Below are 14,660 nucleotides of genomic sequence, written 5' to 3'. Positions count from 1 at the left end.
TGCTATTTTAGCATTTTCTGCATTTTATCTTTTTCGGAAATCCCTCGTAGAGACAGGATGGCGTATCGCTCTTCCATATCCGGCGAGGGCGGCTCCGATGATTGGACGGTTCTGGGCTTCGAAACGCGGCAATTTTGCGCTGGCGACTGCGATCGCCATGGTGCCGCTGATGCTCGTTGTGGCCGGCGCCGTCGACCTAGTGGGCACCAGCAACGACGCCGCGCAATTGCAGAACTCGCTGGACGCGGCCGGGCTTGCGGTGGGCACGAAGTACCAGCCGGAGATGTCGGCCGGCGACGTGCGGCAGATCGGCAAGACTTTCTTCGCGGCCAATATGAGCGCGGCCGACGCCGATGAATATTCGGGCAGCGTTGACGCCTTCCAGGCGACCGCCAGCGGCGATCCGAGCGCCTACTATATTTCTCTGTCGTCGAGCATCAGCCGACCGGCCTTCGTCAGCGGCGCGCCCGCTTGGGAAGCGATCCGCTCCGCCTCCATCGAGGTCAAGCCCGGGGCGCAGGCATGTGTGCTGGCGCTAGATCCGCATGTGAGTTCCGCTGTCAGTCTGCAAGGCTCGACCAATGTCGCGATGAACGGCTGCGTGATCGCCGCCAACTCGGACGCAGCCGACGCCGTCAGCCGGGGCGGCTCGGCGATCGTCAGCGCCGGATGCGTCTCGACGGTCGGTGCCACGTCGGGTATGACGCCGCCCAACGCCACCCTTTCCTGCGGCGCGCCGCTGGAAAACCAGTACGCGTCCTTCGATCCGCTGGCCAACGTCACGCCTCCTCCTTACGGGCTCTGCCAGCCGATGCCCAACGGCAAGACGATCACGCTCTCGCCGGGTACCTATTGCGACAAGACGTGGTCGGGAAAGATCACGCTCAATCCGGGCATCTATATCCTGCGCAACGTCACCATAAAGCCTGGCGGCAACGGCAGCCTGACCGGTCACGGTGTGACCATCTTCATGATGGAAGGCTCGCAGCTCATCATCAACGCCAACGAGACAGTGGACCTCTCGCCTATGACCAGCGGTCCTTATGCCGGCATCTCCATCTTTCAGGCCCACGGCAACACACAAGCGCTGACGCTGAACGGCGGATCCGGCTCGGTGGTGAGCGGCTTTATCTATGCCCCCGACGCGCCCATCACCTATGCCGGCAACTCGGACATGAATGCGCAGGGCAGTTGCCTGCGGCTGGTCGGCAAAACCGTCGCTATGACGGGAACCTCGTCCGTGAAGTCGGACTGCACGGCCGAGCTCGGCAACCGCGAGATGTATGCCGGCAGGATGATCACCCTGGTGAAGTAGCGCCAATCTCCCCCTCGATGGGGGAGATCACAACTCGCCCACGATATCAGCGCCCGCCTGCTCGTCGAACAACACCGCGCAGCCGCGCTCCAACGCCACTTGGCTCAAGGCATTCGCCGCCGCCTCGTCCGACGAGACGAAGTCGCCGGTCAGGACGCGCAGTTCCTCGACGGCTTTCGACATTGAGATGAAGCGCCCGGCCGCGCGATCACTCGCGCAGGCATCGACGACGCAAAGAAGATCGATGAGTTCGAAGCTATCCATGGCGGCCTCCGCCCACAGCATCCCTTCGCGGGAGTCAACGGCGCGGTGTGCGGACAGGTTCCGCTTACGAATTAGACGACGGCCTCGACAGCGGCCTCTGGGGTGCGAGCTTGAGATCGAAGCGCGGCGGCAGGCAAGGCTCGAAGCAGACCTTGCGCACGGATCCGGTCGCGGCCGGATCGACCGGAAGCAGAATGACCATCTGCGCCTGCCGTGCCGGCCAGAGCGGCCTGCCGAAGACGAGGAAGATGCCGGCGATCACGGCTGCCAGCAAAAGGGCGGCGAATAGGTTCGCGATAAACTCGCCGGGTTGCATGGGCGTCTCCATGGAGCAGTTCGCCGATTGCTCTCTTGCCGGTCGCAATTCCGAACGGAAAACCGCTGCGCACTTTTCCTGGAATTGCTCTCTTTGTTCATCGCAATTCCGGACGGAAAACCGCTGCGCACTTTTCCTGGAATTGCTGGAAGCTGCCCGCCACATCGCAGGAAATGGCGGGCACTCCAGTCTGAGCCGCCGATGAAGGGACTTTGTTCGACGACCTGTCAGGCAATGAATTGCCGGCGTACTTGTTTCCAAAAATCCGGCCACTCGGGCCTCTGCAGTGCAAGGTGAGACTTCAGTCGCACAGGCGCTACGGACCGTAGCCCGGCGCCCGGACATTCGCTTCCCGGCCCTGCCCGCTAGCGGCGGCCAACCGCTTCGGCCAGGCGCAACCAGTTGACGAGGAGCGCGTTGATCGAATGGCTACTCCAGCTCTGGCCCGCGCATTCCCCTCCGGTAGACGCGGGCCTTTTTTAGTCGTCCATTTCCATCGGCTCATGGCCGGGCCTTTGATGCCAGACGACCTGGCGGAAATCCGTCAGTTCGACAACCTGGTCGCAGACCGGACAGATGTAGCTGTCACAACACTGGCGGAGCGCCGGCGGGCCACGACGGGTGCCGAGGACCCGCGGATGGGTTTGCGTTTTCGGAGCCTGATGAAGCATCGGTTTCCTCCCTGTTTTCTTAGTTTGATTGCCTCCGTCCGATGGTCCTCCCCGCCCGGTCACGTCCCGGCCTGGCCAGCGTGCGGCGCACACTTGGCAAAGCTCGAGACCGATCTGGTTGGGAATTGCGACGGCGGCGACGGGATCGTCCAGACCGGTTGCCGAGGATTCATCGAATTCTCCCTTTTGGGGCGAGAACAGATGGCCCCCTCAACCATCGTCGTGCCGACGCTCCGAGCAGCAAATCACCGGCAGGACGTGCGTGCAATAGCCGCTGCGCGGCAAAATCGATTTCCCGCCGCGCCTTGCAATTACATTAGCAATCACTCATTGAAAGGCGTATGAATCCGGCAGCGGTCGCCGGCGATCGCGGCGTCAGGCTCCGCTTGGACTCATGGAATATGGGAGGATGCCATGGCCGAAGCTGCAATGAATGTCACCAAGCTCGAATCCAAGTCGCACAACAACCCCGATGAAGTCCGCTCGCCCGCCAAGACACGTGTCGAAATCGTGCGGCTGCCGGGCTACACGCTCGGGCGGCTCAACATGGAGCCGGGCTGGAAATGGTCCGAATGCGTGAAGCCGGTGGTCAAGACCGACAGCTGCCAGGTCTCGCATGTCGGCTATGTCGTGTCCGGGACGATCACTGTGCGCATGAACGACGGGACCGAGAAAACCTTCACCGAGGGCACGTCTTATACGATCCCGCCCGGCCATGACGCCTGGGTGGTAGGCAATCAGCCGTTCCAATGCATCGAGGTGCTCAGCGCAGAGCAATACGCCAAGCCGGCGTAGGGTTGCGGCTGGCGCCGAAGCGTTGCAACAGCCAAATCCCCAAAGGGGAGATCGGCAGCTTCCGTCGTCGCGCGCAACCTTTCCAATCGCCTCGGTTGCAACCGGCTGTAAACGTTCTCTTGTGCAGTGCGGCAGCTTGACAAGAAACTGCTTTTGTTCTCTTTATGTTCCGACGAACACCGCTTACAACAGCCGCTGCTAATGCTGCAATGCCAAAAAGCGGACGGGATGGAGACGGGAGCGCGCGATGCCCGCCACGAACGCCGCCACCATCCTTCATGCCGATCTCGACGCTTTCTATGCGTCCGTCGAGCAGTTGCTCGATCCTTCGCTGCGCGGCAAGCCGATCGCGGTCGGAGGCGGCGTCGTGCTTGCCGCCTCCTATGAGGCCAAGGTTTTCGGCGTGCGCGGCGGCATGCCCGGCCGCAAGGCGCGCGAACTCTGCCCGCAGCTGATCTTTGTCGGCGGACGTTTCAGCGAATACCAGCGCCTCGGCGACGCCGCGATCAAGGTGCTCGACGATTTCACGCCGCTGGTCGAGCGCATCTCGATCGACGAGGCCTTCGCCGACGTCGCCGGCTGCACGCATCTGTTCGGGCCGCCGGAGGAGATCGCCAAGACCATCCGCCGCCGCGTGAAGAGCGAGCTCGGGCTGCCGATCTCGATCGGCGTGGCGCGGACGAAGCATCTCGCCAAGATCGCCTCGCAGGTGGCCAAGCCCGACGGGCTGGTGGTGGTCGAACCCGGCACCGAGCTCGCCTTCCTGCACGATTTGCCGGTGTCGCTGATGTGGGGCGTCGGCCCGGCGACCAAGGCCAGGCTCGCCGAAATCGGCATCGAGACCATCGGGCAACTTGCGCGTACGCATAGCGGCGCGCTGGAACGGCTGATCGGCCACGCCGCCGGCCAGAAGCTCGCGGCGCTTGCCTGGAACCGCGACCCGCGAAAACTCCAGACGCATCGCCGCGCGATTTCCGCCGGCGCGCAATCGGCGCTCGGCCGCAAGCCCGCGCTGCCACGCGTCTTCGTGCCGACGCTCTTGCATCTGGCCGACCGTGTCGCCAGCCGCCTGCGCGCCAAGAACCGGCCCGGCCGCACGGTGACGGTGCGGGTGCGCTTTGCCGACATGCGCGCGGTCACCCGCTCGATGACGCTGGAGCAGCCGATTTCGGCCACCACGATGCTCGCCGAAATCGCCGAGGAGCTGGTGCGCGGCGTGCTCGCCGCCAACGCCCGAGAGAAGGAGATATCGCTGCTGGCGATCTCGGTCTCGCATCTGGAAGAGCATGCCGAACTGCAGCTCGAACTGCCGCTCGGCTTGGCGGATGAGAAGTTGAAGCCCGGCAGCCGCAAAGGTCTCGCCCGCTTCGGCGCCGACCGCGCCGTCGACAAGATCCGCCAACGCTTCGGCAAGGAGGCGGTGGGCTACGGCACGGTGGCGCTGGAAGCCGCGCGTTCGGTGCCCGATGAATTCAGGGAGCTCGCCGAGAAGGAGTTGTGAGGGGCAGCTTCACCGCTGGCGTCTGCTCTTGCGACGTTGGAGATTGGCGAAAGCCGACGCGACGTCCAATCTCCCCCCAAGTGGGGGAGATGTCCGGCAGGACAGAGGGGGGCGCTGTCCCGCCAGCGTCTCAGATCGGACCAGCCAATCCCGCCGTAATAACAATGTGCTGACAGACATTGTCGATGTCGCGGATGACCTCGTCGTTCCAGACGCGCAGGACGGTCCAGCCGTCCTGTTGCAGTCGATTGGTTCTGGTTTCGTCGGCATCTGCACGGCTCGCTTCGCCATGCTGTGACCCGTCTACCTCCACGATCAGCTTCTTCTCCGGGCAGGCGAAGTCGACAATGTAGCCTGCGATTGGATACTGTCTGCGAAACCCCAGGCCCATCAGCCGATGCGCACGGAGTTCGTTCCACAACTTCAACTCCGCATCAGTCATGACCTTGCGCATCGATTTCGCGTTGGCGCGGTGTCTCGGTGGTGGAGGCGTATGCGGCATGGTCGGAGTTAGGATGCTGAGGTTGGGTCGCCAACGCTTCTACTCTACGGCGCCCCCCTCTGTCCTGCCGGACATCTCCCCCACAAGGGGGGAGATTGGACGTCGCCTTCGGCTTTCGCCAATCGCCAGCGTTGCAGGATTCGCGTCTTCAATCTGTGTCCATCACCGCCCAATCCAGCCGCATCGTCGCGCTCATCGTTTCCCCATCTTCGAGCGGCGTCAGCCCTTCGCCGTGATGCGCATCGACCGGGTGCGATACCGGCTCGAAGCAGAAGAAGCCGGCATCGGGTGACGGCGAATAGAGGATGTAGACGCCAAGCTCCGGCGAGGCGCTCAGCGTGATCGCGATCCCGTCCTCGATCTGCGTGATTGAGGCGCGGCCGTTCCAGCCGTCGAAGGCGTTGTTCACCCACTCCAGCGGCAGCGGGATGGGGCGCTCGAAATCCCAACCCGGACGCTCGCTCACCGGTACGACGCCGACGGGCAAATGGCGCTCGTCTTCCAGCCAGACGCGCTTGGCCCCCGCCTTCAGCAGAGTGGTATCGCCGCGCGGGAACCACGGGTGGAAACCGAGGCCGTAAGGCAGCCGCATGCCGGCGCGGTTCTCGACCGTGAGGTGCGCCTCCAGCGCGCCGTCGCGCAGCGCATAGGTGACCGACGCAGCATAGCGGTAAGGGCCGATCGCGCCGTCTTCGAGCACCAGCTCCGCCTCGGTGTCGGTATGGCGGGCAAGCCGCCACGGCTTCTGGAAACCGTCGCCATGGATCGGAAAGGCCTCGCCCGGCACATTCGGCGCGACGGCATGGAACTGGCCATCAAAGGTGAAGCCGCCGCCGGAGATACGGTTCGACCACGGCACCAGGAGCTGGCAGCCGGACGCGCCGGTGCCGTCCCCCGGCTTCAGCAGCGCGACCGGAGCGCTGCCGATCACCAACGCGTCATAGCGGGCGATCGCCGCGCCTTGCTCCGGCGACAAAACCAGCTTCGATTGCCCATCGTTCAGCTCAACCACGCCAGCCATGCCCTCACCAGCCGCCGTCGATGGCGATGTTCTGGCCGCTGATCATGTCGGAGGCGGGCGAGACCAGGAACAGCACGAGATCGGCAACGTTTTCCGGCTCGATGCGCTTCTTCAGGCTTTGGTTCTCAATGATCCAGTCGTTGTACTCTCTCAACCGGTCGCCGAAGACGCGCTCCTCGGCCTCCGAGACCACCGCGCCGGGCGACACGGCGTTGACGCGGATGCCGTGCGGCCCGAGCTCGCGCGCCAGCGATTTGGTGAGGCCAAGCATGGCGCCCTTCGACGCGACATAGGGCACGTAGCCGTCCCAGCGGCCGTTGAGCGTGATCGAGCAGAAGTTGACGATCTTGCCGTAGCCCCTCGTCTTCATGCCTGGGGCGCAGGCCCGCGCCAACGCGAAGGCGGCCGAGGAGTTGACGCGGATCTGGTCCTCGTATTCAGCCAGCGAGAATTCCTCGAAAGGCCGGTTGATGATCAGCGCCGCGTTGTTGATCAATATGTCGATGCCGCCTTCCTTCGCCGCAAGCACCGCGACCGCCGCTTCCGCCTCGGCCAAAAGGTTGAGATCGCAGCCGACGAAGGCGATATCGCCCTTGGCCTGCCGGGCAAGTGCCGCCACCGCCTCCGCGGCGTCCCCGATGTCCGGGCGATCGAGCACCAGCACGCGCGCGCCAGCCCGCGCCAGCGTCACCGCCTGGGCCCGGCCGAGCGAGCCGAGGCCGCCCGTCAGCAGCACTTTACGACCAGCGAGCGCTTTCATTGCCGCCTACTCCTCACGGGCCCCCCCTCACAGGACGCCGTGGACTTCATCAATCGAGGTCTCCTCGATGCGCTTGTCCAGCACAATTTCGCCGCGCGCCATCGCAACGATACGGTCGCAGCAGTCGAAGACGTGGTGCATGTTGTGGCTGATGAAGACGGTGGTGATGCCCTGCTCCTTCAGGCCGCGCACGAAGCCGATCACCTTGTTGGTCTCCTTGACCGAGAGATGGTTGGTCGGCTCGTCGAGGATCATCACCTTCGACTTGAAATGCATGGCGCGCGCGATCGCGACACCCTGCCGCTGGCCGCCGGAGAGCTCGCCGACGAGCGCATCGGGGGAGCGCAGATGCAGGTCGACATTGGCGATCGCCCGGATGCTCTCCTCGGCCATCTTCTTCTGGTCGAGGATGCCGACGCCGAGGACCGAGAACCGGGTCGGCTCGCGGCCGATGAACAGGTTCCTGGCGATCGACATGGTGGGGACCATCGAGTTGTACTGGTAGATGGTCTCGATGCCGAGAGCCATCGCGTCGCGCGGCGTGGCGATGCTGACCGGCCTGCCCTCGACCTGGATTTCGCCCCGGTCGGCGCGGTGGACACCGGACAGGATGTTGATGAGGGTCGACTTGCCGGCGCCGTTGTCGCCCACCAGGCCGAGCGCCTCGCCACGCCGGAAGTCGAGCGTGATCCCTTTAAGCGCATGGACGCCCGAATACCATTTGTGGAGATTGCGCACCGAGATGATCGCGTCGCTCACCGCTTCAGCCCTCCATCTTGATCGCCTTGGCGCGCTTGCGCATCCAGGCATTGGCGACGACGGCGAAGATGGTCAGGAAGCCGATGGCGAACTTGAACCAGTTGGCGTCGACATGGCTGAGCACAAGGCCGTTGTCGATGACGCGGATGAGCGTGGTGCCGATGATACCGCCCATGACGGTGCCGATGCCGCCGGTGAGCGAGGCGCCGCCGATGACGGCGGAGGCAACCGCCTGCAGTTCCATCCCCTCGCCGATCGAGGGCAGCGGCGAGCCCAGCCGCAGCACCTGCAGCATGCCGGCGAAACCGGACAGCACCGAACAGAGCATGAAGCAGACGATCTTGACCCTGGCGGTCGGGATGCCCATCGAGGCGGCCGCCGGCAGGAAGCCGCCCGTGGCCTTGATCCAGTTGCCGAAATTGGTGCGCGACAGCATCAGCGAGGTCAGCACCGCGACCGCCGCGAACCACACGAATGACATGCGAAACATGTTGCCCGGCCCGACGAAGGAAGTGAACAGCCAAGTCGGCAGGTCGGCGGGCAGCAGCGGCGGGAAGCCGCCGGAGACGACCACGGTGAGCGAGCGCGCCATGAACAGCATGCCGAGCGTGGTGATGAAGCTAGGGATCGCGAAGCGAATGGTGACGTAGCCGTTGATGAAGCCGATGGCCGCCGAGACCAACAGCCCGGCGAGCAGCGCCAGCGGGAACGGCCAGCCATGCACCATCAGCACCGCCATGGTCATCGGCATCAGGGCGAACACCGAGCCGACCGAGAGGTCGAACTCGCCGCTGATCATCAGGATGGTGACGCCGATGGCGACGAGGCCGGCCTCCGGCAGGATGCCGAGGATGCCGCGCAGATTGTCCTGGTTCAGGAACACGCCGTGCGAGCGGACCTGGAACAGGACGACGAGCAGCACCAAAAGGATCAATCCGGCCAGTTCCGGCTTCTCGAGATAGGTCTTGAACAGGCGCTTCAACGAAAGGCTCCGGCGGTTCGAGATTCAGGCGCATCGGCGGCGCTGAACGCCGCCGATGCGAACTTCGAAGTTCTTGTTCTACGCAATTCCGGAGGGAAAACCGCTACGCACTTTTCCTGGAATTGCTCTGAACCTCACCGCATCCCTTGCGCGGACAGCGCCATGATCGCATCGGCGTCCTTCTGCCGCACGATGCCCTGCCCCGTGTCGATATCCGATGGAGCAAGACCGAGCTTCTTGTTGAGATAGACCTCCATCACCGGCATGAAGCCCTGCATGTAGGGCTGCTGGTCGACAAGCGCCTGGACATAGCCCTTCTGCATCTGCTGCAGCACCTCGGGCACGAGGTCGAAGCCGCCGAGTAGGACCTTGCCCGGCGCCACGCCACGATCGCCCAGCACGCGCGCCACGCCGGCGCACCAGAAGCCGGTGTCGAAATAGGCCGTGGTGTCGGGATGCGCGTTGAGATAGGCGCCGACGCGGTCGGAGGTGATGGCGAGGTCGGTGCCGCTGTCGATGCGCTCCCACGACACGTCGCGGTCCTTATGGGCGGCCTTGTATTCCTCGAGGAACTGCATCACGCCGGCGCCACGGGTTTCCGACCAGTTCTGGCCGGGAGCGGAGATGCCGACCAGCACCTTGATCGGACCGTCCTTCGGGAAGCTCTCGGAAATCGCCTTGGCGAGCGAATAGCCGGCGGGCTTGAAGCCCTGGCCGACGAAGGCCTGCCGCGCATTGCCCTTGGCGCCCTCGGTGTCGTCGACATTGACCGCGATCACCACCACGCCGGCGTCGCGCGCCTCCTTGATGACGTCGTCGAAGGCATGGTCGTCGACGATGGAGGTCAATAGCGCGTCGGGCTTGGCGGCAAGGGCCGCGCGCATTTTGGCGACCTGCTGCTCGATCGAGCCCTCGGTCTGGGTGAAGACCATATTGCAGGTTGCCTCGACCTTGGCGCAGCCGTCGTCAAAACCTTTCTTCACCGCCTGCCAGAAGGTATTGGAGGCCGAGGAATGGTGGGTGAAGACGATGTTGAGCCCGTCGGCGCGAGCGGCAGACTGCCCGCCGATGAGGGCGGCGCCGAGCAGCAGTATTGCAGTCAGTTTTCTCATGTCTGTTCCTCCCTTTGGACTTGTCAGATATCCGCCTTGTCGGAGACGCGGCGTTGGACGGTGTAGGCGCGGCCGAGCTCCGGACTGAGCGCCAGCCCCAGCCCCGGCCCTGGCGGCACGGTGATCATGCCGTCTTTCACCTCCGGCAGCGCCGTCACCAGGTCGCGGTACCAGGTGCGGTAGAAGGCACGCACGCTTTCCTGGACGAGCGCGTTGGGGGCGTTGAGCGACAGATGGGTCGAGGCGGCAAGCACTACGGGGCCGGTGCAGTCATGCGGGGCGACCGGCAGCCGCCAGGCCTCGGCCATGGAAGCGATCTTGCGCGCCTCCGACAGGCCGCCGCACCAAGAGATGTCGAGCATGACGATGCCGGCCGCTCCTGTTTCAAGCAGGTCGCGGAAAGCCCAGCGGCTGCCCAGCGTCTCCGAGGCCGAGATCGGCGCCGGGCTGGCGGCCGCGTAGCGCTTCAGGTCACCGAGGCTGTCCATGCGGATCGGGTCTTCATGCCAGTAGGTGGCGTAGGGTTTCAGCGCCTTAGCGATCTTGATCGCCGGCAAGAGCTGCCACATCGAGTGGAACTCGACCATGACGTCCATCTTGTCGCCGACGGCTTTGCGAATCTTCTCAAAGGGTTGCAGCGCCGCCTTCAGGTCGGCCGGCGAGATGTCGTTGCCTCGTGTCTTTTCGGCCGCGTGGTCGAACGGCCAGATCTTCATGGCGGTGATGCCGTCGTCCAACAATTCCTCGGCCAGTTCGCCGGCACGGGTGAGGAAGCCGTTCAGATCGTCATAGTCCCGCCCGGCGCCGATGCCGTAATTGGCTGTCGTCTGGCCCTTGGCGTCCTTGATGTATTCGGTGCCGGCGCAGGTATTGTAGGTGCGGATGGCGCGGCGGCTGAAGCCGCCGAGCAATTGCGCGACCGGCTGGCCGGTGGCCTTGCCGAAAATATCCCACAGCGCGATGTCGAAGGCCGAGTTGCCGCGCACCTCGGCGCCGCTGGAGCGAAAGCCGAGATAGCCGACGAGGTCGGCGGCCAAGAGGTCGATCTGCAGCGGATCGCGGCCGATCACCCGCGGCGCGACATATTCGTGCAGATATTCCTCGACGGTGCGCGACAGATAGAAGGTCTCGCCGAGTCCGGTGATGCCCTCGTCGGTATGGACCTCGACCCAGAGCAGGTTGGGCCGCTCCTCGATGCGGACGGTTTCGACGGCGCGGATCTTCATCTCAGGGGATTCCCATTCTCAGGCTATCCCGGCGTCGATGAGCGCCTTGACGCTCTTGTCGAAATGCTCGGCCATGTGCTCGGCCGCCAGCCGCGGATCGCCCTTGAGGATGGCGTCGGCGATGTCCTCATGGCCCTTGACCATCTTGAGCTGGTCCTCGTCCGACGAACGTGTGCGCCAGCCGATCACCCAGGTGCGTCGCGTCACACCGCTGAAGGCGGTGACGATCAGCGAAAAGACCGGGTTGTGCGAGGCCGCCGCGATCGCCTCGTGGAAGGCGATGTCGTGCTCCATGACGGTCTCGGGGTTCTTGAAATTCTCGCGCATCAGACGGGCGGACCGGGCAATCGCCGCGGCTTCCTGGTCGGTGCGGCGCAGAGCCGCGAGCGCAACGGTGCGCATCTCGATGGTGCGCCTGACGTCATAGACCTGATGAACGCTGATCTGCTGGGTGGTGATGCCGTGCTCGATCACCATCGACATCGCGCCGGTGTCGAGCTTGGCGACGGTGGCGCGGCGCCCGGCGCTCATGTCGATCAGGCGCATCGCCGAGAGCGAGCGGAAGGCCTCGCGCACGACGGTGCGGGAGACGTTGAGCTGGCGCGTCATGGCGGCCTCGCTGGGCAGCGGATCGCCCGGCGCCAGGCCTTCGGCGCGGATGTGCTGAGTGATCGCCTGGATCGCCGTGCTGACCAGGCCGGGACTCGGTTCACCCGCAGGGTCCGTCTGCTCTTGCATCCCGCTCCCTCAAAACCTGTATGACAGGTTGTTATTGAATTGCTCATAGTTCAAGCAAAAGATATATGTCAAGCGCATTTCCGGGGGAGGAACCTGATGAGCGAAACGGATGCCGCCCTGATCTTCGACGCGCGCGACGTGGTCGGCGAGAGCCTGGTGTGGGACGAGCGCCGCGGCAGGCTGGTCTGGGTCGACATCATCGGCCGCAGGATCCATCGGCTGGATCCGCTGACCGGAGCACATGAGAGCTGGCCGACGCCGGATCTCGTGACCTCGGTCGGCCTGCGCGCCGACCAAGGCGCCATCGTCGGCCTGCGCAAGGAGATCGCGCTCTGGGATTTCGGCGGGCCGTTCCGGACGCTCGCGACGATCGAGGCCGAGCGGCCGGACACGCGGCTAAACGAGGGCGTTGTCGCGCCGGACGGCTCGTTCTGGGTCGGCACGATGGCCAACAATATCGGGCCGGACGACGCGCCGGCGGCGATCACAAGCGATGAAGGCAAGCTCTACCGGGTCGGTCCGGACGGCGATGTGAGGAGCCTCAGCGAAGACCGGTTCGGCATCACCAACACGATGGTGTGGCTGCCGGACGGGCGCTTCATCACCGCCGACACGATGAAGAACGCGCTCCACAGCTATGGCTGGGACAAGAAGGCGGGACGGCTGGGCGACGCCATTCCCTTCTTCGCCGGTTTCGAGCGCGGCCTGCCGGACGGCTCCTGTATGGACGCCGAGGGCCATGTCTGGAACTGCCGGGTGGTTGGCGGAAGCTGCCTCGCCCGCATTTCGCCCGACGGCAGGCTGGATCGGATCGTCGAGCTGCCCTGCAGCTGGCCGACGAGCTGCGCCTTCGGCGGCGCCGACCTCGACACGCTGTTCGTCACCTCGGCGCGCTTCACGATGGGCGCCGGGCATCTCGATGCGAACCCGCACGAGGGCGGCCTGTTCGCGCTTCGGCCGGGCATGCGCGGCGTGCCAGCCAACCGGTTTGGATAGAGGGCCGACGGTGGAGCGCGTAATCTCCCCCGCGGGGAGATGGTCGGCAGACCAGAGGCGGGCGCTGTCCCGCCAGCCTATCAGTCGATCCCACTCACCCGCGCTGGGTTCCCTTAGCGCAATAAAGACCCAGTCGCTGGCGTTCCTTCGCGCCCCCCTCTGTCCTGCCGGACATCTCCCCCACAAGGGGGGAGATTGCGCGCCTCGGCGATGGCAGACACTCGCCAGCCGGCGTGGCTCGTAGCTTGAGAAAAATTTTGGATACCGCTGTCGGGCTGGCCAAACCCCGTTCGTCATAGGAGCATAGACCGGCAATCAAAGGAGAAAGATATGCCCAGCACTGTCCGCCTGCACCGCGTCCTGGCAACCAAGCCTGAAAAAGTCTACCGCGCCTTCATCGAGGCGGACGCGCTGGCGAAGTGGCTTCCGCCGAACGGTTTCACCTGTGCGGTCCATCACTTCGACGCAAAGGTCGGCGGCAACTTCAAAATGTCCTTCCGCAACTTCACCACGGGCGAGAGCCACGCCTTCGGCGGCGACTATGTCGAGCTCGTTCCGGGCGAGCTCGTGCGCTACACGGACAAGTTCGACGATCCCAACCTGCCCGGCGAGATGCAGGTGACCGTGAGCTTGAAGAAGGTCTCGGTCGGCACGGAGATGGAGATCACCCAGGCCGGCATTCCGGATGCCATTCCGGCCGAGGCCTGCTATCTCGGCTGGCAGGAGTCGCTGAAGAACCTGGCAAGGCTCGTCGAGCCCGAGATCAATCAGTAAGGCTTTCATCTCTCTGTCATAATGGTGGTGCAAATTGGTAGCCGCCGAACGAAAGATCCTCGCTCGGCGTCCCATCAGCTTCTCGCCCGGCTTGCGACCGGGCTTTCTTTTTCTGGAGCAATTCCAGGAAAGAGTGAAACGGTTTTCCGTCCGGAAGTGCCTCAACACAAAGAGATAGAGCGGTTTGCCGTTTCCGAGAAACGGTGAACCGTTCTAGGCCTCGGCGGCTTCCAGCTTGGACCGGATAGTGCCGATGGCGTTCACGATGGCCTCGGCGGCGGGTCGGTCCAGAGCAATATCCAATAGGCCTTCCGTTGTCCGGATCGAGAGGATGCCGATGGCGCCCTTTTCATCCGTGACCGTGGCGACGTGGATTTCGGTCGGCACAAAAGGCCGTGCCTTGTCCGTACGCTTCATCGTTCACCTATGTTGATGGGTGACAATCGCGCAATTCCGCAACGTGTTCAAGCGGGCTCAGGTTGTATCGGCCCGATCCCGTTCCACCGGATCCCACCAGACAGGCCGATCAAGGCATTACAGCGCTTGGATCTGGACAGGTGCCTGGTCGCTGACCTAGCTCTCCGTACGGCCACCAATCAGCAGCGGGAGCAAATACGTGAAGGGATATTGGCTAATCATCGGGACCGAGATTTCGGACCAGGAAGCGCAGGCCGAATATAGCCGGTTGTGGAAGCCGATCGGCGAAAAATATCAGGCGCGCATCAACCCATCGAAAGAACCGCCCTTGCTGATGGAAGCGCGCGATGCCCATCGGTTGATCATTGTCGAATTCCCTTCATTGGCGATCGCCAAAGCCTGCTACAGCGACCCGGCCTACGGCGAAGCGATGCGGTTTGCGCAGCAAGCGTCAAAACGCGTGCTCGTCATCTTCGAAGGGGACCTCGGGTAAGAGACGGAATAGTCGCCG

The 14,660-nt window shown here is 64.1% G+C and carries 18 protein-coding genes; 6 read left to right on the top strand and 12 right to left on the bottom strand.

Annotated features, from left to right (window positions below):
• Nucleotides 1-97: 97 nt before the first annotated feature.
• On the top strand, nucleotides 98-1,315 hold the full coding sequence (locus tag RFM40_RS07250; protein ID WP_320225859.1) for a TadE/TadG family type IV pilus assembly protein: 1,218 nt from the start codon (nucleotides 98-100) through the stop codon (nucleotides 1,313-1,315).
• A gap of 27 nt (nucleotides 1,316-1,342) precedes the next feature.
• Here the strand turns inward: RFM40_RS07250 and RFM40_RS07245 are convergent, their stop codons facing one another.
• The 3 genes from RFM40_RS07245 to RFM40_RS07235 all read right to left on the bottom strand — a co-directional run bounded on the left by RFM40_RS07245 (nucleotide 1,343) and on the right by RFM40_RS07235 (nucleotide 2,566).
• Nucleotides 1,343-1,579 (bottom strand): hypothetical protein, encoded by a 237-nt coding sequence (locus RFM40_RS07245; RefSeq protein ID WP_320225858.1) that lies wholly within the window; start codon nucleotides 1,577-1,579, stop codon nucleotides 1,343-1,345.
• A 64-nt stretch (nucleotides 1,580-1,643) separates the two neighbouring features.
• Nucleotides 1,644-1,895, bottom strand: a complete 252-nt coding sequence (locus tag RFM40_RS07240) for a polymerase (RefSeq protein WP_320225857.1) — start codon at nucleotides 1,893-1,895, stop codon at nucleotides 1,644-1,646.
• Nucleotides 1,896-2,374: 479 nt separating this feature from the next.
• Entirely contained in the window at nucleotides 2,375-2,566 is a 192-nt protein-coding gene (locus RFM40_RS07235) for a hypothetical protein (RefSeq protein WP_320225856.1), read from the bottom strand.
• Between the two features lie 414 nt (nucleotides 2,567-2,980).
• On the opposite strand from RFM40_RS07235, the gene RFM40_RS07230 reads away from it, so the two are divergent.
• Together RFM40_RS07230 and dinB are read left to right on the top strand one after the other, a co-directional pair.
• The gene (locus RFM40_RS07230; protein WP_292303299.1) at nucleotides 2,981-3,361 is read left to right on the top strand and encodes a cupin domain-containing protein; all 381 of its coding nucleotides are present in this window, start codon (nucleotides 2,981-2,983) and stop codon (nucleotides 3,359-3,361) included.
• Nucleotides 3,362-3,608: 247 nt separating this feature from the next.
• Nucleotides 3,609-4,862, top strand: coding sequence for a DNA polymerase IV (gene dinB / locus RFM40_RS07225; protein ID WP_320225855.1), 1,254 nt, complete (start codon nucleotides 3,609-3,611; stop codon nucleotides 4,860-4,862).
• Between the two features lie 130 nt (nucleotides 4,863-4,992).
• On the opposite strand, the gene RFM40_RS07220 is transcribed toward dinB, so the two are convergent.
• The 8 genes from RFM40_RS07220 to RFM40_RS07185 form a co-directional block, all read right to left on the bottom strand.
• Nucleotides 4,993-5,316: an endonuclease domain-containing protein gene (locus RFM40_RS07220; protein WP_430691648.1), complete on the bottom strand. Its 324-nt coding sequence runs from the start codon at nucleotides 5,314-5,316 to the stop codon at nucleotides 4,993-4,995.
• 196 nt (nucleotides 5,317-5,512) lie between these two features.
• Complete coding sequence (locus tag RFM40_RS07215) at nucleotides 5,513-6,385, bottom strand: aldose 1-epimerase (protein WP_320225852.1); 873 nt, start codon at nucleotides 6,383-6,385, stop codon at nucleotides 5,513-5,515.
• Between the two features lie 4 nt (nucleotides 6,386-6,389).
• Entirely contained in the window at nucleotides 6,390-7,145 is a 756-nt protein-coding gene (locus RFM40_RS07210; protein WP_320225851.1) for an SDR family oxidoreductase, read from the bottom strand.
• A gap of 27 nt (nucleotides 7,146-7,172) precedes the next feature.
• On the bottom strand, nucleotides 7,173-7,904 hold the full coding sequence (locus tag RFM40_RS07205) for an ATP-binding cassette domain-containing protein (RefSeq protein ID WP_320225850.1): 732 nt from the start codon (nucleotides 7,902-7,904) through the stop codon (nucleotides 7,173-7,175).
• A gap of 4 nt (nucleotides 7,905-7,908) precedes the next feature.
• Nucleotides 7,909-8,886 (bottom strand): ABC transporter permease, encoded by a 978-nt coding sequence (locus tag RFM40_RS07200; protein ID WP_320225849.1) that lies wholly within the window; start codon nucleotides 8,884-8,886, stop codon nucleotides 7,909-7,911.
• Between the two features lie 134 nt (nucleotides 8,887-9,020).
• Nucleotides 9,021-9,998: a sugar ABC transporter substrate-binding protein gene (locus RFM40_RS07195; protein ID WP_320277335.1), complete on the bottom strand. Its 978-nt coding sequence runs from the start codon at nucleotides 9,996-9,998 to the stop codon at nucleotides 9,021-9,023.
• 23 nt (nucleotides 9,999-10,021) lie between these two features.
• A complete protein-coding gene (locus RFM40_RS07190) occupies nucleotides 10,022-11,224 on the bottom strand; it encodes a mandelate racemase/muconate lactonizing enzyme family protein (RefSeq protein WP_320225846.1) in 1,203 nt (400 codons plus the stop codon).
• Nucleotides 11,225-11,242: 18 nt separating this feature from the next.
• Entirely contained in the window at nucleotides 11,243-11,962 is a 720-nt protein-coding gene (locus RFM40_RS07185) for a FadR/GntR family transcriptional regulator (protein WP_320225845.1), read from the bottom strand.
• Nucleotides 11,963-12,058: 96 nt separating this feature from the next.
• Between RFM40_RS07185 and RFM40_RS07180 the strand changes: the two genes are divergently transcribed.
• Both RFM40_RS07180 and RFM40_RS07175 read left to right on the top strand, forming a co-directional pair.
• Nucleotides 12,059-12,958 (top strand): SMP-30/gluconolactonase/LRE family protein, encoded by a 900-nt coding sequence (locus tag RFM40_RS07180; RefSeq protein WP_320225844.1) that lies wholly within the window; start codon nucleotides 12,059-12,061, stop codon nucleotides 12,956-12,958.
• A 330-nt stretch (nucleotides 12,959-13,288) separates the two neighbouring features.
• Nucleotides 13,289-13,732: an SRPBCC family protein gene (locus tag RFM40_RS07175; protein WP_320225843.1), complete on the top strand. Its 444-nt coding sequence runs from the start codon at nucleotides 13,289-13,291 to the stop codon at nucleotides 13,730-13,732.
• Nucleotides 13,733-13,945: 213 nt separating this feature from the next.
• On the opposite strand, the gene RFM40_RS07170 is transcribed toward RFM40_RS07175, so the two are convergent.
• Complete coding sequence (locus RFM40_RS07170; protein ID WP_320225841.1) at nucleotides 13,946-14,149, bottom strand: hypothetical protein; 204 nt, start codon at nucleotides 14,147-14,149, stop codon at nucleotides 13,946-13,948.
• A 199-nt stretch (nucleotides 14,150-14,348) separates the two neighbouring features.
• Here RFM40_RS07170 and RFM40_RS07165 point away from each other — a divergent pair, with 199 nt between their 5' ends.
• Nucleotides 14,349-14,642 carry a DUF1330 domain-containing protein gene (locus tag RFM40_RS07165; protein WP_320225840.1) on the top strand — a complete coding sequence of 98 codons (294 nt, stop codon included), beginning with the start codon at nucleotides 14,349-14,351 and terminating at the stop codon, nucleotides 14,640-14,642.
• Nucleotides 14,643-14,660: the final 18 nt, after the last annotated feature.

Source organism: Mesorhizobium captivum (genome assembly GCF_033977165.1).
GTDB classification, from domain to species: domain Bacteria; phylum Pseudomonadota; class Alphaproteobacteria; order Rhizobiales; family Rhizobiaceae; genus Mesorhizobium; species Mesorhizobium captivum.
The sequence above is the reverse complement of the archived record's forward strand: the minus strand, read 5'-3'. Positions and strand labels throughout refer to the sequence as shown.